The organism is Microbacterium sp. UFMG61 (assembly GCF_015354505.1).
Classification (GTDB): domain Bacteria; phylum Actinomycetota; class Actinomycetes; order Actinomycetales; family Microbacteriaceae; genus Microbacterium.
Genome location: NZ_JACAFP010000002.1, coordinates 192,308 through 212,348, shown reverse-complemented (window position 1 = coordinate 212,348; position 20,041 = coordinate 192,308). Strand labels below are relative to the sequence as shown.

General features: G+C 68.3%; 17 protein-coding genes. 6 read left to right on the top strand and 11 right to left on the bottom strand.

Going from position 1 to position 20,041, the window contains the following annotated elements:
• Positions 1-34: 34 nt before the first annotated feature.
• The 7 genes from IXW21_RS02890 to IXW21_RS02860 all read right to left on the bottom strand — a co-directional run bounded on the left by IXW21_RS02890 (position 35) and on the right by IXW21_RS02860 (position 8,012).
• Positions 35-712, bottom strand: coding sequence for a hypothetical protein (locus IXW21_RS02890; RefSeq protein ID WP_194762756.1), 678 nt, complete (start codon positions 710-712; stop codon positions 35-37).
• 2 nt (positions 713-714) lie between these two features.
• On the bottom strand, positions 715-1,656 hold the full coding sequence (locus IXW21_RS02885; protein WP_194762755.1) for a carbohydrate ABC transporter permease: 942 nt from the start codon (positions 1,654-1,656) through the stop codon (positions 715-717).
• Complete coding sequence (locus IXW21_RS02880) at positions 1,653-2,654, bottom strand: carbohydrate ABC transporter permease (RefSeq protein WP_194762754.1); 1,002 nt, start codon at positions 2,652-2,654, stop codon at positions 1,653-1,655. Before IXW21_RS02880 ends, IXW21_RS02885 begins: the two co-directional genes overlap by 4 nt.
• Before the next feature lie 65 nt (positions 2,655-2,719).
• The gene (locus IXW21_RS02875; protein ID WP_194762753.1) at positions 2,720-4,015 is read right to left on the bottom strand and encodes an ABC transporter substrate-binding protein; all 1,296 of its coding nucleotides are present in this window, start codon (positions 4,013-4,015) and stop codon (positions 2,720-2,722) included.
• A gap of 161 nt (positions 4,016-4,176) precedes the next feature.
• The gene (locus tag IXW21_RS02870; protein ID WP_194762752.1) at positions 4,177-5,103 is read right to left on the bottom strand and encodes a hypothetical protein; all 927 of its coding nucleotides are present in this window, start codon (positions 5,101-5,103) and stop codon (positions 4,177-4,179) included.
• Positions 5,100-6,191 carry a Gfo/Idh/MocA family protein gene (locus IXW21_RS02865; RefSeq protein ID WP_194762751.1) on the bottom strand — a complete coding sequence of 364 codons (1,092 nt, stop codon included), beginning with the start codon at positions 6,189-6,191 and terminating at the stop codon, positions 5,100-5,102. The genes IXW21_RS02870 and IXW21_RS02865 overlap by 4 nt, the downstream gene beginning before the upstream one ends.
• Before the next feature lie 45 nt (positions 6,192-6,236).
• Complete coding sequence (locus IXW21_RS02860) at positions 6,237-8,012, bottom strand: ABC transporter ATP-binding protein (RefSeq protein ID WP_194762750.1); 1,776 nt, start codon at positions 8,010-8,012, stop codon at positions 6,237-6,239.
• A gap of 67 nt (positions 8,013-8,079) precedes the next feature.
• Here IXW21_RS02860 and IXW21_RS02855 point away from each other — a divergent pair, with 67 nt between their 5' ends.
• The 6 genes from IXW21_RS02855 (at position 8,080) to IXW21_RS02830 (ending at position 15,067) form a co-directional block, all read left to right on the top strand.
• Positions 8,080-9,045, top strand: a complete 966-nt coding sequence (locus tag IXW21_RS02855; RefSeq protein ID WP_194762749.1) for a serine hydrolase domain-containing protein — start codon at positions 8,080-8,082, stop codon at positions 9,043-9,045.
• 97 nt (positions 9,046-9,142) lie between these two features.
• Complete coding sequence (locus tag IXW21_RS02850) at positions 9,143-9,535, top strand: L-rhamnose mutarotase (protein ID WP_194762748.1); 393 nt, start codon at positions 9,143-9,145, stop codon at positions 9,533-9,535.
• Positions 9,532-10,698, top strand: a complete 1,167-nt coding sequence (rhaI, locus tag IXW21_RS02845; protein ID WP_194762747.1) for an L-rhamnose isomerase — start codon at positions 9,532-9,534, stop codon at positions 10,696-10,698. The genes IXW21_RS02850 and rhaI overlap by 4 nt, the downstream gene beginning before the upstream one ends.
• A gap of 87 nt (positions 10,699-10,785) precedes the next feature.
• Positions 10,786-11,640, top strand: a complete 855-nt coding sequence (locus IXW21_RS02840; protein ID WP_194762746.1) for an alpha/beta hydrolase — start codon at positions 10,786-10,788, stop codon at positions 11,638-11,640.
• Positions 11,637-13,673 carry a bifunctional aldolase/short-chain dehydrogenase gene (locus tag IXW21_RS02835; protein WP_194762745.1) on the top strand — a complete coding sequence of 679 codons (2,037 nt, stop codon included), beginning with the start codon at positions 11,637-11,639 and terminating at the stop codon, positions 13,671-13,673. Before IXW21_RS02840 ends, IXW21_RS02835 begins: the two co-directional genes overlap by 4 nt.
• Positions 13,670-15,067, top strand: coding sequence for a rhamnulokinase (locus IXW21_RS02830; protein WP_194762744.1), 1,398 nt, complete (start codon positions 13,670-13,672; stop codon positions 15,065-15,067). The genes IXW21_RS02835 and IXW21_RS02830 overlap by 4 nt, the downstream gene beginning before the upstream one ends.
• 207 nt (positions 15,068-15,274) lie before the next feature.
• On the opposite strand, the gene rhaS is transcribed toward IXW21_RS02830, so the two are convergent.
• Genes rhaS through IXW21_RS02810 form a run of 4 tightly spaced genes read right to left on the bottom strand, consistent with a single transcriptional unit; the run spans position 15,275 to position 19,977 of the window.
• Complete coding sequence (rhaS, locus tag IXW21_RS02825) at positions 15,275-16,318, bottom strand: rhamnose ABC transporter substrate-binding protein (protein ID WP_194762743.1); 1,044 nt, start codon at positions 16,316-16,318, stop codon at positions 15,275-15,277.
• Positions 16,319-16,373: 55 nt separating this feature from the next.
• Positions 16,374-17,426, bottom strand: coding sequence for an ABC transporter permease (locus tag IXW21_RS02820; protein WP_194762742.1), 1,053 nt, complete (start codon positions 17,424-17,426; stop codon positions 16,374-16,376).
• Complete coding sequence (locus tag IXW21_RS02815; protein ID WP_194762741.1) at positions 17,423-18,451, bottom strand: ABC transporter permease; 1,029 nt, start codon at positions 18,449-18,451, stop codon at positions 17,423-17,425. The genes IXW21_RS02820 and IXW21_RS02815 overlap by 4 nt, the downstream gene beginning before the upstream one ends.
• Positions 18,448-19,977, bottom strand: coding sequence for a sugar ABC transporter ATP-binding protein (locus tag IXW21_RS02810; RefSeq protein ID WP_194762740.1), 1,530 nt, complete (start codon positions 19,975-19,977; stop codon positions 18,448-18,450). The genes IXW21_RS02815 and IXW21_RS02810 overlap by 4 nt, the downstream gene beginning before the upstream one ends.
• Between the last annotated feature and the right edge of the window lie 64 nt (positions 19,978-20,041).

The window sequence follows — 20,041 nt, the reverse complement described above, 5'->3', positions numbered from 1 at the left end:
CCGTCCGTCCGCGCGTGCGCCAACGACTACCTTCTCATCCCTCGCGGTTCTCCCGGCGCCGACGACGCGCGGGCACGGCGACGACGGCGAGAGCCGCGCAGCCGATTCCGGCGATGAACAGGGGCGCGAGCGCCCAGGTCACGACGCCGGTGAAGACCGCGGCGGCCGCGATGTAGGCGGCGCCGGCGGCGTCCGCCCTGATGGCTCCGGGTACCGCGCGCACAGCGTCCTTCCACCCGAGCGTCGGCGACCAGGCGCCCGCTGAGAGCAGCACGGCGACGGCGAGCGCCAGCAGGCCCGCCCAGCCGATGACCGCGATGGCCTCCCCACCGGGGAGAACGCCGGACCCGGCGAGCACGACGTCGATCGTGAGCACGGTCGCGATCAGCACGGCCGGCACTCCGACAATCAGCGACGGCAGGGTGCCGGCGCGCACGTCGTCCCAGAAGAGACCGGCCCGCGAGTCCTCGGCGGCGACGAATCGACGCAGATGGCGGATGCCGGCGGCCAGGGCGATCGGCAGGGTGATGACGCCGAGGGCGACGATCGTCATCATGAGGCCGATCGTGAGCACCTCGCCGAACAGACCGAACTTGGCCGTCGCCCCGGGGTTGACCCCCGGCTCGACACCCGCGACCGTGGGGCCGGCGCCGGACCGGGCCTCGCGCTTCGCGGCCCGGTGGGCCCGGCGCTCTCCGCTGATGACCGACATGACTAGCCCTTGAGTCCCTGGGTGGCGACGCCGTCGACGAGGAAGCGCTGGAAGACGACGAAGAACAGCAGCACCGGCAGCAGGGCGACGAACGAAGCCGTGACCGTCGCGCCGTAGTCGGACGACGAGGTCTGGTCGTTGTAGAGACGCAGTGCGATGGGTAGCGGATAGTTCTCGGGGCTCGTCAGGTAGAGGAGGGGCCCGAGGAAGTCGTTCCACGCCCAGATGAACGAGAAGATCGCGCAGGTGATCAGTGCCGGCTTGATGAGCGGGAGGATGATCGACCAGAAGATCCGCAGGTGACCCGCACCGTCGATGCGGGCGGCTTCGTCCATGTCGCGCGGCATCTGGCGGATGAACTGCACGAGCAGGAACACGAAGAACGCCTCGGTGGCGAGGAACTTCGGCAGGATCAGCGGGATGAACGTGTCGACCCAGCCGAGCTGGTTGAAGATGATGTACTGCGGGATGATCACGACGTGGAACGGCAGCAGCAGTGTGCCGATCATCGCCGCGAACAGGATGCCGAGGCCCTTGAACTGCACGCGGGCGAACGCATACGCCGCGAGAGCCGAGGAGAGCACGGTGCCGACGACCGCGGAGACCGCGAGGATCAGCGAGTTCAGGAAGAAGCGCCACATCGGCACTCCGGCGATGCCCTCCATGACCTTGCCGTAGTTCTCGATGGTCGGCGCCTGCGGGAACAGGCCCGGGTTCTGACCGAACTCCGAGTTCGGCTTGAACGTCGACAGGAACAGCCACAGCAGCGGATACAGCACCACCGCGGTCAGCGCGATCAGGGCGATGAACCAGATGACGGTCTGCCAGGTCTTGCGCTTCACCCTGCGGCGAGAAGGAGGGGGGCCGACCGGCGTGGTCTGCTGTGCGGCGAACACCGGCGTCGATGCCGCGCCGGACGTGGTGGCCTGGTTGGAGGTGCTCATTTGTCGTCTCCCGAGTAGTGCACCCACGACCTCTGAGTGCGGAAGAGGATGAAGGCGATGATCGCGACGACGACCAGCAGGACCCACGCGATCGCGGCCGCGTAGCCCATCTGTCCGTCGGAGAATCCGCGCTTGTACAGGTACACGGTGATGAAGTTCGTCATGCCCGCGGGACCACCGGTGCCGTTCGAGATGATGTACGCCGAGGCGAACACCTGGAACGCGCCGATCAGACCGAGCAGCAGGTTGAAGAACATCACCGGCGAGAGCATGGGGATCGTGACCGCGCGGAACCGGCGATACGCGTTCGCGCCGTCCATCTCGGCCGCCTCGTACAGCTCCTTCGGGATCTGCTTCAGACCCGCGAGGAAGATCACCATGGTCGCGCCGAACTGCCACACCGCGAGCAAAATCATCATCGGCAGCACCAGGCTCGGGTTTCCGATCCAACCGCCGAGGTTCACCCCGAAGATCTGCAGGCCGCTGTCGACCGGACCGTCGGACGAGAACATCGCCCGCCACACGATCGCCACGGAGACCGAGCCGCCGATGAGCGAGGGAGCGTAGAACGCCGAGCGGAAGAAGCCCGCGCCCTTGTCGCGGTAGTTCAGCAGCATCGCGACGCCGAGCGCCGCAGCGAGGGTGATCGGGGTGCCGATGAAGACGTAGACGAGGGTGATCTGCGCCGACTGGATGAAGTTCGGATCGCTCGTGAAGAGGCGGATGTAGTTGTCCAGGCCGATCCACTTGGGCGGCTGGAAGATGTTGTACTTCGTGAAGGACAGGTACAGGGAGTACACCATCGGCACACCCGTCAGACCGAAGAACCCGATCAGCCAGGGTGTCAGGAATGCGTAACCTGTCGCCGTCTCACGGCGCAGCCGGGCCTTCTGACCCGGGCGGTCGAGCTCGTTCTCGGGGCGGCGGCCGCTGCGCAGCGCCCTCCCGCGCCCGGACTTCTTGCCCGTGACGATCGTCCTCGTCGCCGTCGTGCTCATGACAGCTCCTTCCGAAGTGTGTGGGGTGCGGTGGGCCGGGCGGATCGCCCGGCCCACCGACGGGATCACTGGTTGAGGACGACGTCCATCTCGGAGAAGAACTGCTCCACGGCCTCGTCGACCGTCGTCGTGCCGAAGTTCAGCTCGGTGCCCAGCACGCGGAACTTCTCTTCGAGAGTGCCGTAGCCGACGATCGGCACGGGCGGAGCGTCGCCGAGGCGGTCGGAGATGGACTCCTCGTAGTCCTTGACGAGCTGGCTCATCGGGTCGAGGTCAGCCGCCTCGAGTGCGGTCTCGGATGCGGGGAGGCCACGGTTCGTGCCGAAGATCTCACCCGACTCGGGCGAGTTGACCAGGAAGTTGACGAGCGTCGCCGCTGCCTCGGGGTGCTCGGTCTTGGCCGAGATCGTGTGCAGCATCGACGGCTTCAGGTAGAGGTCCTTCGCGCCTTCCTCGGTGACGGGCGGGGCAACGAGGCCCAGCTCGGTGTAGTTCTCGCCGAGGTTGGCGAGGTAGCCGGCGCCGAAGTTGTCCCAGGTCAGTTCGCTGGCGTTCTTGGCCGCATCGAAGGCGCTCAGCGGGTTGAGCTCTTCGACGGTCTGCTGAGGCACGACGGCACCGTCACGGATGTCGGATCCGGCCTCCCAGAACTCCTTCAGTCGCTCCTCATCGAAGCCGGGAGTGCCGTCTTCATCGAAGAGGTTCTTGCCCTCGCTCCGCAGCTGGATCTCGAAGTTCTGGATGCGGCCGGTCCAGTCGGACCCGCCCCAGAAGGCTCCGCCGCTGGCATCGGTGACCTCGCCGATCCACTGGTCGTAGTCCTCCCAGTCGCCGCCGGCGAACTCGTCGACGCCCGCAGTCTCGAGGAGAGCAGGGTTGGTGAACATGCCCCACGCGTTGGTCGAGGTCGCGATGCCGTAGGTGGTGTCGTCGACGACGCCGATGCCGAGGATGTTCTCGGGCAGCGGATCGGTCTCGATGACGGAGCCGAGGTAGGGCTCGAGGTCGAGAAGCAGGCCGTTCTCCGAGTACTGACGCAGGTACGAGTAGTCGAACTGCATCACGTCGGGGAGTCCGCCACCGGCGGCCTCGGTCTGACGCTTCTCCCAGAATTCCGGGAACCCGAGGAAGGTCGCGTTGACCGTGATGTTCGGGTACTCCTCGTTGAACGCGTCGATCGCCTGGTTGTACAGGTCGGCGCGAACGTCGTTGCCCCAGAACGCCAGGTCGAGGGTGACCTTCTCGTCGGGGTCGTAGGTGGCCCCGGCTTCGGGGGAACCGCCGCCGGCGCAGCCGGCGAGTACCAGCGCGGCGCTGGTGGCGACGGCCGATGCGGCCGCCAGACGCTTCTTGCTGAACATCGTTGTCCTCTCTGGTGAACGTCCTCGTTCGGCATTGCCGCGGAACGTCAGTGTCCATGTGCTGCGGGTATGTTCTCCCTGGTGCGGGGAAAACGCTTACCTGCACGGTAATCCAAATTGAAACGTTTCGCAACTGGCAATATCGAGCGCAGTTACATCGTTTACCGCGGGGCTTTCGATCTTCTCACGGTCAGCTCGCCGGCCTCGACGTCGAGACGTAACCGATATACCGTCGCTCGCCTGTTCTCACCCGTCTCGGCGTGCACAGGCGCTGCCTCCGCCGAGCCGAAGAAGTAGAACCACAGGTCCTCGCGGTGGTGCACGTGCGCCCCGTGATTGCCGTGCCCTTCCCCGGGGACGTCGGCGAGGATGACCGCATCCTCGCCACCCTGTCGGGTCCACCCGATGCCGTCATCAGAGCGATAGACCCCCATCCCCCGCCACTCGTCCACGATCATCCACCAGAAGCCGCCGAGCTCGAACACCGTCGGGCCCTCATGCGGCCTCCCGCCGATGGCGACCCCATCGAGACTCCACTCCTGCAGGTCGGGCGACGAGGCGACCATCGTCACCGAGTCCGCGGCCTCGTCCTTGTACCAGAGACGCCAGAGCCCATCGGGGGTACGAGCGACCGCGGCGTCGATGACGCGGTCACTGCTCAGCGCGAGCGGACCACGCCGTTCCCAGCGACGGAGGTCGTCGGACACATACTCCACGATCTCGCGCACGAAGCCGGGCCATCGGTCGGGGATGCCGTCGATCTCGGTGAGATACATGCGCCAGCGCGAGCCGTCCCACACGACCTCGGGAGCCCAGTGGGTGCGGTCCACCTCGGCGGGCGGCGGTCCGGGTTCCAGGACCAGATCGGACGCCGTCGGCTCGAGCGTCCCGTCGTAGGTCCACCCGACCCCGTCGCGCGAGGTGGCGACGCCGATCCGGCTGCCGTGGATCCACGAGACCCCGGGCCCGGCGTCGTCGAGGCTCGCGCGACGTTGCGTGTAGAACATCCACCACAGCCCGTCCGTGTCGATCACGACGCGCGGGTCGGTGGCACCGTCGTAGACGGGGTCGCGGTAGACCTCGATCATCGGCGCAGATCCACGACAGGACTCGCAAAGCCTGCGCGATGCGTGGGGTGCGACGCCAGGGCCTCCGGCGTCACGACGGCACCGCCGGCTGCGGCCGAGGCGTAGATCGCCGCCACGATCTCGAGAGATCGCGCGGGAGCATCCGCGGTGGGCGGAAGCGGCTCCCCGTCGAGCAGGGCATCGAACACGTCCCGCAGCAGCGGTGCGTGGTCGCTGCGCTCCTCGGCATCCGGGAACACCCAGCCTTCTGCCTCGGACTCGAAACCGGGAGCCGGGGTGATCCGCCAGTTCTCATGACCGTGGCCGTAGAGGTGGTCGACCGTGATCGTCGCCTTCTGCGTGTCGATGCGGATCGAACTCGCCTCGCGGGGCGATATCGCGCTCGTGACCAACTGCGCCACGACGCCCTGCTCGAACACGACGGTCGCGGTCGAGACGTCCTCCGTCTCGGTCTCGCGGTCCAACCTCCACAGCTCGCCCCGCACCGACGACCAGTCGCCCAGCAGGTGCGCGAGCAGGTCGATCTGGTGGATGCCGTGCCCGAGCGTCGTGCCGCCGCCCTCGGTCTCCCACTTGCCCCGCCACGGCACGGCGAAGTAGTCGGCGCCGCGGAACCAGAGGGTCTGGCACACCGCGACGAGCGGGCGCCCGAGCGCACCGCTCTGCAGCAGACGGCGCACGTGCGCCGCGGCCGTGCCGGTGCGCTGCTGGAACACGACGGCGAGCTGTCTGCCCGCAGCTCGCGCCCCCGCCCGCATGTCGTCGAGCTCGTCGAGCGACGGCGCCGGCGGCTTCTCGACGATCACGTGGGCGCCGGCGGCGAAAGCCGCGAGCGCCTGCTCGCGGTGCGGACCCGGCGGGGTGCAGACGAGCAGCACATCGGGGCTCTCGGCGGCGAGCATCTCATCGAGGTCCCCGTAGGCGGCCGCGACGTCGTACATGTCCGCGAACTCCTGAGCCTTCTCCCGGCTGAGGTCGGCGACGGCGACGAGCTCGGCGCGCGGGTGCACGGCGACGGCGCGCGCATGCGAATTCGCCACGGAACCGGTGCCCACCAGGGCAGCACGAAGGATCTTGTCGGATGTCATCGGTCCTCCTCAGGACGGTGAGTGTCTGTCATCTCGAATCGCCCGTCACCTCAGGCCGTTCTGCACCAGGTGCAGCCGAGCGTATCGCCCGTCGGCAGCGAGCAGCTGATCATGGGATCCCTGCTCGACGATGCGTCCGTGCTCGAGCACGATGATGCGGTCGGCCTGTCGGATCGTCGACAGTCGATGCGCGACGACCAGAGTGGTGCGACCGCGCATGAGCCGTTCGAGTGCTTCTTTGACCAGCCCCTCGGATTCGGGGTCGAGGGCACTCGTCGCCTCGTCGAGCAGCAGGATGCGCGGGTCGCGCACGAGTGCACGGGCGATCGCCAGGCGCTGCCGCTGGCCACCCGACAGCCGCGCCCCTCGCTCACCGACCACCGTGTCCCAGCCGTGCGGCTGCTCGCTGACGAACTCCCAGGCGTTCGCGTCGCGCAGGGCCTGCTCGACGCGGTCGGGCGTGACGTCGGGCATGCCGTAGGCGATGTTGTCGAAGACAGATCCTTCGAACAGCACCGACTCCTGCGGCACCACCGAGATCGAGCGGCGCACCGTGCGCAGGTCGAGCTCCTGCATGTCGGCGCCGTCGAGAAGGATGCGCCCCCTCGTGGGTCGGACGAATCCGAGCACCAGGTTCAGGAGCGTCGACTTGCCCGATCCCGACGACCCGACGAACGCCACCGTCTCGCCGGGCGCGATGCGCAGATCGATCTCGAGAAGGGCATCCTCCTCGGCATCCGCGTACCGATGCGTCGCGGAGTCGAGCACGATCTCGCCGGTGACCGCCGAGACCACGCGCTTGCCCGAGTTCTGTTCGACGTCCGGCTCCTGCAGCACCTCGGCGATCGAACGCACCGACTCGAGTCCGCGGGCGCCGACGGGGATGAGCATGAGCAACTGGGTGAGCCCGCCGGTCAGCAGCGTGAAATAGCTCGAGAGCATCACGACCTCGCCGGGCGTGATGGGCAGGAACCCGGTGAGCGCGCACACCGCGGCCAGCATGAGGCAGGCGACGCCGAGCAGCTGCATCGCCACCCACGAGATCGAGGCCACGCGGCCGTTCAGCAGGTCGAGGTTGAGGCCCGCGCGACGCACGCCGTCGGCGCCGCCGGCGACGCGGGTGATCGCGGTCTCCTCGAGACCGTGGGCGCGGGTCACCGGGATCAGCGACGCCATCTCGCCGACCCGGGCCGACAGCGTCTCGATCTCGCGGCGGAAGACCTCGTTGCGACGCTGCGAGCGGTTGCGCATTCCGTAACGGATGCCGATGGCGATGGGGACCGCGAGCGCGTATACGGGAAGGAACTGCGGCACCGTGACGGCCGTCATGGCGAGCGCACCGATCATGACCATGGTCGATGACAGCAGCGGATGCGTGACCTGCTGCAGCATCAGCTCGACGTTCTCGACGTCACGCACGACCTTGGTCTGCACGATCGATGAGCTCATGCGCGTGTGGTAACCGATCGAGAGACTCTGCAGCCGTGCGGTGAGGGCGTTGCGCAGGTCGGCACCCAGGTCGCGCACCACGGTCATGAAGTTGCGCGTGTAGATGATGTGGTTCGGATAGTTCTGCAGCAGCAGCACGGCGGCGAGCACGAACCACCACAGCACCTCGCTCACACCTCCCTTGCTCGCGACCACGTCGATGATCGCGGCGGTGATGACCGGCAGGAACCAGAGGGGGATCTCTTTGATCGCGAAGGCTGTGATCGCGAAGGTGAGCCGCCACGGCCGGCGGGCCACGAGCCTCAGCACAGAACGGGTCGGATGCTGACCGTCGATGAGCGCGGCCGGGTGGGAAAGCGCTTTCTGTGCCATGGTTCTATCGTAGGGTCAACGCTGTCGCCACGAAAGCGCGCCCATCCGATTCGCCGGGAGTACACGCATGACCTTTGACGCCGCATTCGACTGGGCCCGCCGCCACGTGCAGGCCGATCGCCTGCCGACCGCCGTCGTCGGCATGGCGACCGCCGAGGGAATCGTCGACCTCGAGGGCTTCGGCGCGGCGACGGATGCGGTCTATCCGCTGTTCTCGATCACGAAGATGCTCACCGGGATCACGGCGATGAGAGCGGTCGAGCGTGGTCTGCTCACTCCGAACACCCCGCTCTCCGAGGCGCTGCCGGAGTTCGGCACCTCTCGCGATGACATCGTGCGGCTGTGGCACCTCGCCTCTCACACGTCGGGAATCTCGGAGCCCCCGCTCGACACCGCCGTGCCGCTGCGCCAGGAGCTGCTCACCCGCGGGCGCGACTTCGCCGCAGGCACCGCATCGCGCTACTCGACGCTCGCATTCGAGGGCATCGCCGCCATGATCGACCACGCGACCGGAACGACCTGGGATGCGGGCACGCTCGAATGGGCCCACGACCTCGGCGCGATCGGCCTCACCCTCGACGCTGCGGAGTCGGTCGGCGTGCCGGATGCCGCGGCGGGCGGACTCGACCTCGACCGCTTCCATGCCACGCGCGCTCCCGGAGCCGGACTGCTCGGACGCGCCGAGGACCTGCTGCACCTCGGCGCCGAGCTGCTGCGCATCCATGACGGCTCCGGCGACGGCATCCTGTCGCCGGTCGGTCTCGCCACGATGCGCCGTCCACTCACCGGCGGCATCCCTCGCCTCGACCCGTACCCCGACGAGCGTGGCCAGGACTGGGGCTTCACCTTCAACCTGCGCTCCCGCGCCCCCGGACTCATCGACCGCGACACGTACGGCCACGGCGGATGGGCGGGCACCGAGTTCTGGGTGCACCCGGAGGCGGGCATCGCCTGGGTGCTGCTGACGAATGCGGCCGTGCGACCGGGAGTGGACGCAGACGAGCTCGACAACGCGATCGTGGCGGCACTGTAGTCCGGCCCGACTCGCTTGACACGGCGCCGACCTCTGTCTAATGTTGACACCATTGAATGAAACGATTCAAAATCCACTCGATGAAGAGAGAACCATCATGACCCGCGTCGCGTTCCAGTTGCAGGTGCGTCCTGAACTGCTCGACGAATACCTCGCCCGTCACTCGCCCGTGTGGCCCGAGATGCTGGCCGAGATCGCCGCAGCCGGTCGCCGCAATTACTCGCTGTTCCTCGCCGAGGGCGGCACGCTGTTCGGCTACTACGAGGTCGACGACGACGCGGCCGCCCAGGCGTATCTCGCCGCGTCCCCCGTGGCTGCCCGCTGGGAGGCCGAGATGGGCCGCTTCTTCGTCGGCCTCGACGGGCGTCCCGACCAGGCGGCCACCACACTCACCGAGGTGTTCCACCTCGAAGACCAGCTCGCCGACGCCGGCGGCTCCGCAGCATCCGACACAGACAACCGCAACGACACCGAAGGCAGCGCCTCATGAGCATCCTCTCGTCCGACAACCTCGCCGCTCTCGAGCAGCAGGGCATCGAGCTCCCCAGCTGGGCGTTCGGCAACTCCGGCACCCGCTTCAAGGTGTTCGGCACCCCCGGCACCCCCCGCGATCCGTGGGAGAAGATCGCCGACGCCGCGCAGGTCAACACCTACACCGCACTCGCCCCGTCGGTCGCGCTGCACATCCCGTGGGACCTCGTCGACTCGTACTCCGACCTGCGCAAGCACGCCGAAGACCTCGGCGTCACCCTCGGCACGATCAACTCGAACACGTTCCAGGACGACGACTACAAGTTCGGCGCCCTCACGCACGAGGACGCGGCGATCCGCCAGAAGGCGATCGACCACCACCTCGCGTGCATCGACGTGATGGATGCCACGGGCAGCCGCGACCTGAAGATCTGGCTCGCAGAGGGGTCGAACTATCCGGGGCAGGCCGACCTGCGTGGCCGCCAGGACCGCCTGCAGGAGTCGCTGCAGAAGATCTACGCCCGCCTCGGCGACGACCAGCGCCTCGTGCTCGAGTACAAGTTCTTCGAGCCGGCGTTCTACCACACCGATGTTCCCGATTGGGGTACGTCGTACGCCCAGGTGTCGGCGCTCGGCGACAAGGCGATGGTGTGCCTCGACACGGGTCACCACGCCCCCGGCACCAACATCGAGTTCATCGTCATGCAGCTGCTGCGCCTCGGCAAGCTCGGCTCGTTCGACTTCAACTCGCGCTTCTATGCCGATGACGACCTGATCGTCGGCGCGGCAGACCCGTTCCAGCTGTTCCGCATCCTGTTCGAGGTCGTCCGCGGCGGCGGCCTGAACAACCCCGACGTGGCGTTCATGCTCGACCAGTGCCACAACGTCGAAGACAAGATCCCCGGCCAGATCCGCTCGGTGCTCAATGTGCAGGAGATGACGGCGCGTGCGCTGATCGTCGACCGCGACGCCCTGACCGAAGCCCAGAAGTCGGGCGACGTGCTCGCCGCGAACGCCGTCTTCATGGATGCCTTCTACACCGACGTGCGCCCGGCGCTCGCCGAGTGGCGCGAGAGCCGCGGCCTGCCGGCCGACCCGATGAAGGCCTACGCAGAGTCGGGATACCAGCAGAAGATCGCCGCCGAGCGCGTCGGCGGCGTGCAGGCCGGCTGGGGCGCCTGACCCTCGCTCCGACACCCAGACCCGTCGGGATGCGGGAGCCGATCCCCGCATCCCGACGCCCCATCGAACGACAGAAGGACGGATGCTGTGAGCGACGAGGTGCTCGACGGGCCGCACGGTGCGCTGCGTGTGCGCGTGTACACGCCGGATAACCCCGCGGGACCCGGACTCGTGTGGGCGCACGGCGGTGGGTTCGCCGCAGGCGAGATCGACATGCCCGAAGCCGACTGGGTCGCGCGGAGCTTCGCCGACCGTGGCATCGTCGTCGTGTCGGTCGACTATGCACTCGCGCCGTTCCCCCGCACCTGGGCTGCCGCCGCCGACGCGCCCGAGCGTGACGGCGTCCACTACCCCGTCGCCTCCGACGAGGTCGAGCACGCCTTCCGCTGGGCCGTCGATTCCGGTCTCGCCGACGGCCCGTGGTCGATCGGCGGAGCGAGCGCCGGCGGCAACCTCGCCACCGGCGCCGCACTCCGTCTCAGCCACGGCTCGGGTCCCGTCCCGGCGCTCGCGGTGCTCGCCTACCCGACGCTGCACGCGGTGCAGGGTGGGCCGGATGCCGCGCTCCGTTCCGCTCTCGACGCGGATCCGGAGGCCGACACCTTCGGGCCCGACCCCGTGCGCGTCATGTACGAGAACTACCTGGGCGGGCCTGTCGACGACGCCGACGTCTATGCGGTGCCCGGCACGGCATCCGTCGACGAGCTGCGCAACTTCCCCGCCACGATCATGATCAACGACGAGATCGACGAGCTGCGCGTCTCGGGTGAGGCCTTCGGCGCCTCACTGCGTGACGCGGGCATCGACCTCGACATCTCCACCGAGCCGGGCACCCGCCACGGTCACCTCAACAAGCCTGATCTCGCGGCGGCGACAGCATCGATCGACCGCTTCGCCCGCCGCATCCTCGCCACTTCTCCCGAGAACAAGGAACAGCCATGACCAACCCCACCGCCGCCGCCCTCATCGAGCGGTCGAACCGCCTGGGCGCCGATCCCAAGAACACCAACTACGCCGGTGGCAACACCTCGGCCAAGGGGACCGAGACCGACCCCGTCACGGGGCAGCCTGTCGAACTGCTGTGGGTCAAGGGCTCGGGTGGCGACCTGGGCACCCTGAAGGAGCAGGGTCTCGCGGTGCTGCGTCTCGACCGCATGCGCGCACTCGTCGACGTCTACCCGGGTCTTGACCGCGAAGACGAGATGGTCGCGGCGTTCGACTACTGCCTGCACGGCAAGGGTGGCGCCGCTCCGTCGATCGACACCGCGATGCACGGACTCGTCGACGCCGCACACGTCGACCACCTGCACCCCGACTCGGGCATCGCGATCGCGACCGCCGCCGACGGCGAAGCCCTGACGGCGAAGATCTTCGGTGAGAAGGTCGTCTGGGTGCCGTGGCGTCGCCCCGGCTTCCAGCTCGGGCTCGACATCGCCGCGATCAAGGCGAAGAACCCGCAGGCCATCGGCTGCATCCTCGGTGGCCACGGCATCACTGCCTGGGGCGACACGTCGGAGGAGGCCGAGGCCAACTCCCTCTGGATCATCGACACCGCTGCCGACTACATCGAGGCGAACGGCAAGGCGGACCCGTTCGGCGGCGTCCGCTCCGGCTTCGAGGCCCTCCCCGAGTCCGAGCGCCGCGAGCGCGCCGCAGCCCTCGCCGGCACCATCCGCGGCATCGCGTCGACCGACAAGCCGATGGTCGGCCACTTCACCGACTCCGACGTCGTGCTCGACTTCCTCGCCTCCGAGCGTGCACCCGAGCTCGCGGCTCTCGGCACCAGCTGCCCCGACCATTTCCTGCGCACGAAGGTCAAGCCGCTGATCCTCGACCTGCCCGTCACGGCCTCCGCCGACGAGCAGATCGCCCGGCTGCACGAGCTGCACACCGAGTACCGCGCCGACTACCAGGCCTACTACGACGCGCACGCGACGAGCGAGTCGCCCGCGATCCGCGGCGCCGACCCGCTCATCGTGCTCGTGCCCGGCATCGGGATGTTCTCGTACGGTGCGAACAAGCAGACCGCCCGCGTCGCCGGTGAGTTCTACGTCAACGCGATCAACGTGATGCGCGGCGCCGAGGCTCTGTCGACCTACTCCCCCATCTCCGATGCCGAGAAGTTCAACATCGAGTATTGGGCGCTCGAAGAGGCCAAGTTGCAGCGCATGCCGAAGCCGAAGTCCCATCAGGGGCGCATCGCGTTCGTCACCGGCGCCGCATCGGGAATCGGCAAGGCCATCGCCACCCGTCTCGCTGCCGAGGGCGCCTGCGTCGTCATCGCCGACCTCGACCTCGAGAAGGCCCAGGCCGCTGCCGCCGAGCTCGGGAGCACCGACGTCGCGATCGGCGTCGCGGCGAACGTCGCCGATGCGGATGCCATCCAGGCCGCGCTGAACGACGCCGTGCTCGCCTTCGGTGGTGTCGACCTCGTCGTCAACAACGCCGGCCTCTCGCTGTCGAAGCCGCTGCTCGAGACCACCGAGAAGGACTGGGACCTCCAGCACGACGTCATGGCCAAGGGCTCGTTCCTCGTGTCGAAGGCCGCAGCACGCGTGCTGATCGACCAGAAGCTCGGCGGCGACATCATCTACATCTCGTCGAAGAACTCGGTCTTCGCGGGCCCGAACAACATCGCCTACTCGGCGACGAAAGCCGATCAGGCGCACCAGGTCCGGCTGCTGGCCGTCGAGCTCGGCGAGTTCGGCATCCGCGTCAACGGCATCAACCCCGACGGCGTCGTGCGCGGCTCGGGCATCTTCGCCTCGGGCTGGGGTGCGAACCGCGCCGCGACCTACGGCGTCGCCGAAGAGGACCTCGGCCAGTTCTACGCCAACCGCACCATCCTCAAGCGCGAGGTCGTTCCCGAGAACGTGGCGGATGCCGTGTACGTGCTCACCGGTCCCGAGCTCAGCCGCACGACGGGCCTTCACATCCCGGTCGACTCCGGCGTCGCCGCGGCGTTCCTGCGATGACGGTCCGGTCCGTCGCCGCCGTCGACCTCGGGGCGACCAGCGGTCGCGTCATGATCGGGCGGATCGGCGACGGCCGGCTCGACCTCGAGCTCGTCTCGCGGTTCCCCAACGGGCCCGTCGAGCGCGAGGACGGCCTGCACTGGGACTTCGGCGCTCTCTACGAGCACGTCGTCGCGGGGCTCGCCGAGGCGGTGCGGCGAGAGCCCGGCATCGAGAGCATCGGCATCGATTCGTGGGCCGTCGACTACGGCCTGCTCAGTGACGGCGAGCTTCTCGCCGAGCCGTTCCACTACCGAGACGACCGCACCGTGCGCGGGGTTTCCGAGGTGCATGCGATCGCTCCGTTCGCAGAGCTGTATCAGCGCAACGGACTGCAGTTCCTGCCGTTCAACACGCTGTACCAGTACCGTGTCGACACCCGTCTCGCCGACGCCGACACCGCCCTGCTGATCCCGGATCTCATCGCGTTCCTGCTCACGGGTGCCGCAGTGGCCGAGCGCACGAACGCGTCGACGACCGGCCTCTTGGGCGTCGAATCCGGCGAGTGGGACACCGAGCTGGCGGATCGTCTCGGCATCCCGTCGAGCATCCTGCCGTCTCTCGTCGACCCGGGCGAGACGGTCGGCGCGCTGCGGGCCGAGCTCGTGGAACGCATCGGCAAGGCCCTGCCCGTGATCGCGGTCGGCTCTCACGACACGGCCTCCGCCGTCGTCGCTGCTCCCCTCTCGACGCCGCACTCCGCCTACATCTCGTGCGGCACGTGGGGGCTCGTCGGCGTCGAGCTGACCGAGCCGGTGCTGACGACTGCCGCGCGCGAGGCGAACTTCACGCACGAGCTGGGCGTCGACGGCCGCTACCGCTTCCTGCACAACGTCACGGGACTCTGGCTGCTCAGCGAGACCGTGCGCGCGTGGGAGGCGGAGGACGGCTCGGCGATCGACCTGCCCGAGCTGCTGGCCGCGGCATCGGCGGTCGACGCCGACGTGCCGCTCTTCGATGCGAACGATCCGAGCCTCAGCGCCCCGGGCGACATGCCGGCGCGCATCGCGGCGCTTCTCGGTGCGGATGCTCCTACGACGCGCCCGGCGTTCACCCGCGCGATCGTCGAGTCGATCGCGACAGCGTTCGCGGATGCGGTGCAGACGGCCTCCGATCTGTCGGGACGCGAACTCGACAGCATCCACCTGGTGGGTGGCGGCTCGTTGAACCGCCTGCTGTGCCAGGCGACGGCAGATCGCACCGGGCTGCCCGTGCTCGCGGGACCTGTCGAGGCGACGGCTCTCGGCAACGTGCTCGTGCAGGCGCGCGCCCTGGGCGCTGCGCCGTCGACGCTCGAGGAGTTGCGCTCTCTCGTCGCCGCGACCCACGAGCCGGAGCTCTTCGACCCGCGCTGACCCGCACCGCCGCCCGCACCCTCGGCCCTGCTTTCGCTTGCGCCGCTGCCGGCACAGTTGGCTGACCGAATCACGGATGGATGACGAGAACACCCTTTCTCGTCATCCATCCGTACTCTCTCCAGCCGTCCGTACCGGGCCGCACGGCGGGCCGGGGCATGCGAAAGGGGCGCCGGGCCGAAGCCCGACGCCCCCTCACGAGGCGACTCAGAAGTCGAAGTCGCCGATGTTGTCGGCGTTGAACTCGAACGGGTCGCCGAGCAGCACGACGCCGTCAGCGCCGACCTCGTACTCGCCGAGCTCGCCGGCCTCGAAGGTGTCGCCCTCGTCGCCGGCGATGTCGCCCTCGATCAGAGCCTTGGCCGCGAACGCCGCCAGGTAGCCGAGGTCGGCCGGGTTCCACAGCGCGAAAGCCGTGACGGTGCCGTCCTCGACGTACTCGCGCATCTGGTTCGGCGTACCGAGACCGGTGATCGCGACCTTGCCCTTGTAGTCCGAGGTCGACACGTAGCGCGCCGCAGCGGCGATGCCGACCGTCGTGGGCGAGATGATGCCCTTCAGGTTCGGGTGGCTCTGCAGCAGAGCGGCGGTCTTGTCGAACGAGGTCTGGTCGTCGTCGTCACCGTAGACGGTCTCGACGATGGTGATGTCGGGGTAGTCGCTCGCGACGTACTCCTTCATCAGGTCGATCCAGGCGTTCTGGTTGGTCGCGTTGGCGGATGCCGACAGGATCGCGACCTCGCCGGCTCCGCCGATCTGGTCGGCGATCAGGTCGACCTGCACCTTGGCGATTCCCTCGGAGTCGGCCTGGTTGATGAACAGGTCGCGGCACTCGGGATTGGTGTCGGAGTCGAAGGTGACGACCTTGACGCCGGCGTCTCGCGCCTCGTTCAGCGCGTCGCAGATCGCCTTCGGGTCGTTGGCCGAGACGACCAGCGCACCGACGGCCTGCTGCGTCGCGGTGTTGATGTAGCTGACCTGAGCGTCAGGCGTGGCCTCGGCCGGGCCGACCTCGGCGAACGTGCCGCCGAACTCGTCGACGGCGGTCTTGCCGCCCTCGCTCGAGGTGTCGAAGTACGGGTTGCCGAGGTTCTTGGGCAGGAACGTGATCGCGAGGTTGTCGGATCCGCCGTCACCGCCGGAGCCGGAGCCACCCGAGCCGCCGCTCGTGTCGGCACAGCCGGTCAGTACGAGCGCGGCGGCCACGGCCACGGCCGCGAACCCCGCGATCTTCTTGCGTGCAAACATCATTGTTCTTCCTTTCGTGATGATCACCGCTGGCGGGCGCCGTCGGCGAGAGACTGCTTCATGGTGCGGGAGAGGGTGCGACGCGGAGGGGCGGACCTGCCTTGGCACGCACACGCTGCGCCCAGGCGAGGATGCTGGCTGCGACGACCGAGAAGATCAGCAGACCGCCCGTGATGATGTTGATGACGTCGGAGGTGACGCCGGCGAGGCGCAGGCTGCTGCCGAGCACTCCGATGAGCAGCACGGCCGCGACGACGCCGTGCAGGTGACCTCGGCCGCCGAAGACCGATACTCCGCCGAGCACGACCGCTGCGATGACCTGCAGCTCGAGCCCGGTGGCGTTGTCGCCTCGGGCGCTGCCGAAGCGCAGCGTGTAGAAGATGCCGGCGAAGGCGGCGACGACACCCGAGAGCACGAACAGGATGAACTTCGTGCGCTCGACGTTCACGCCCGAGAACCGTGCGGCGTCCTTCGAGAGTCCGATCGCGAACACGCCCCGACCGAACGGCGTGAAGTGCAGCAGCACGACGAACAGCACGAGCAGGATCAGGAACGGGATCACGATGTACGGGATCGTCGTGCCCGCGATCTTCGCCTTCGCGAGAGCCGTCCACGTCTCGGGGAAGTCGGTGACGGCGGTGGTGCCGAGCAGACCCACGGCAAGACCGCGGAAGAGGGCGAGCGTGCCGATGGTGACGGCGAGCGACGGCAGACCGACGACCGTCACGAGGAATCCGTTGAACGCTCCCCCGACAACACCGACGAGCAGCGCGGCGAGGGCCGCGACCTCGAACGGCGCACCGGATTCGGTGAGCACACCCGTGACCACACTGGCGAGACCGACCATGGAGCCGACCGAGAGGTCGATCTCCCCCGTGATCATGACGAGGGTCATGGGCAGGGCGATCAGCAGGATCGGCGCGACGTCGAGCAGCAGGTAGTTCGCGGTGATCGGCTGCGCGAACCCGCGGATGGTGACTGCGGCGACGATCGTCACGAGCACGAGCAGCGCGATGATCGCGAACTCGCGGTTGATGAAGACGCGTCGCCAGAGCGGACGGTCGTAGTCGCGGATGATGCGCGTCGACGTGGTCGTCGTTGTCGTGGTCATGATTCGTCCCTCGCCTCGATGAGCTGGCGTCTCTGTCTGACCGCGAGCACCCGGTCGAGCACGATGGCCCCGATGATGAGCACGCCGACGACGGCACGCTGCCAGAAGTCCGGGATGCCGAGAATGGGCAGTGCGCGGTTGATGGTCATCAGCAGCATCGCGCCGATCGCGGCACCCCAGACCGTGCCGACGCCGCCGGTGATCGCGATGCCGCCGATGACGGCCGCGCCGACCGCATCCAGCTCCCAGCCGCTGCCGGCCTGCGAGCTGATCGACCCGTACCTCGCGGCGTAGAACACACCGGCGAGCCCTGCGAGCGCACCGGAGAGGATGAACGCCGAGAGCACGCGGCGGGTGACCTTGAGGCCGTAGAGCTCCGCGGCCGAGGGGTCGGATCCGATCGCGTAGTACTCGCGGCCGCCGCGGGTGTTGCGCAGATACCAGGCGGCGAGCGCGAGCACGATCACCGCGATGATCGACAGCACGGGGATGAACAGGATCTGCTGTGTGCCGAGGCCGAGGAAGTCCTTGGGCATGTCGGAGGCGTTGATGCGATCGCTGCCGGTCCACAGCACGTTGATGCCGCGGTAGGCATACAGGGTGCCGAGGGTGATCACCATGGCCGGCACCTTCGCGAACGCGACCAGCGCGCCGTTGACGAGGCCCAGGAACGCACCGAGCAGCACGGCCGCGATCACGACGACGACGATCGGGATGCCGGGGACGTCGACGAACAGCCGACCGGTGAGATACGCGGTGAGTCCCATGACGGATCCGACGGAGAGGTCGACGTTGCGCGTGATGATGACGATGGCCTGACCGACCGCGACCAGCATGAGGATCGACGGCGTCAGCAGCAGGTCGCGCCAGCCGTCGGCGCTGAACAGGAAGTTCGGGTTCTTCACGGTCGCGGCGATCACGACGAGCACGAGGGCGGCGAGGATGCCGAACTCGCGCGCGCGACCGACGCCGCCGAACGACTTCTTGGCCGCGGCGGGCGCGGGGGCGATGGTGGTGGCGCTCATGCGTGCAGCTCCGATGAATGGGTGGCGGCGAACATCACGTTCTCGCTGGTGGCCTCGGCCCGGGAGATCTCGGCGGTGATGCGGCCTTCGCGCATCACGAGCACGCGGTCTGCCATTCCGAGGACCTCGGGCAGCTCGGACGAGATCATCAGGATCCCCATGCCCTCGCCGGCGAGCTGCGAGAGGAGACGGTGCACCTCGGACTTGGTGCCGACGTCGATGCCTCGGGTCGGCTCGTCGATGATCAGCACGCGCGGGTCGGTGGCCAGCCACTTGGCCAGCACGACCTTCTGCTGGTTGCCTCCCGAGAGCGTGGATGCCACGGTGTCGAGCGCGTGGGTCTTGACCTCGAGGCGGGATGCCCACTCCTTCGCGGCACGGTTCTCGATGCCGCTGGTGATGAGCCCCCACTTCGCGAGGCGTCGACGGATCGCGAGGGTGATGTTCCCCCCGACGCCCGCGTCGATGACGAGACCCTGCTTGCGCCGGTCCTCGGGCACGAGCGCGAGTCCGCTGCGCATGGCGGCGGTGGGGTTGCGGCGGGCGACGGCTGCTCCCAGCATCCGCACCTCCCCCTCGTAGTACGGGTCGACGCCGAAGACCGCGCGGGCGACTTCGGATCGCCCGGCTCCGACGAGCCCGGCCAGGGCGACGATCTCACCCGCGCGCACCGTGAAGGAGATGTCATGGAAGACGCCGGGGCGGGTGAGCTGCGTGACCTCGAGCAGCGGCTCGCCGATCGAGGCCTCCTGCTTCGGGAACAGTTCGGTGACGTCGCGGCCCACCATCTGCCGCACCAGGTCGTCGACCGTGGTCTCGGCGATGGGCGTGGTGTCGATGTAGGCGCCGTCGCGCATGACGGTGACCGTGTCGCACAGATCGAAGACCTCGTCGAAGCGGTGGGAGATGAAGAGGATCGCGCGCCCCTCGTCGCGCAGGCTCCGCGCGACGGCGAACAGGCGGTCGACCTCGACGCCGCTGAGTGCGGCGGTCGGCTCGTCCATGATCAGCACGCTCGCATCGAGGGAGATCGCCTTCGCGATCTCGATGATCTGCTGGTCGGCGATCGACAGGCCCTCAGTGATGCGGTCGGGGTCGAGTGCGACGCCCAGACGGCGGAAGATCCGGTCGACCTCGGTGCGCATGGCCTTGCGGTCGATGCGTCCGAGGAATCCGGTGGGCTGACGGCCCATGAAGATGTTCTCGGTCACCGACAGGTCGGGGAACAGCGTCGGCTCCTGGTAGATGACCGCGATGCCCGCGCCCTTCGACTGGGCAGTGCTGGTGAAGTCGACATCCTCGCCGTGCAGGCGGAAGTCGCCCGAGTCACGACGGTAGAGCCCGGCCATGATCTTCACGAGCGTCGACTTGCCCGCGCCGTTCTCGCCGATGAGGGCGTGGATCGACCCCGAGCGGAGCGTGAGGCTGCCCGAGCGGAGGGCGACGACGGGTCCGAAGGACTTGACGACCCGATGAAGCTCGAGAGCGGTGGGGGGAGCGCTGCGGGCGGAGGCTGCGTCTACCACTGGCTTTCCTCTCCGTTGAGGGGGATGATGATCGGAATGAACTTACCTGAATCGATTCAAGCTC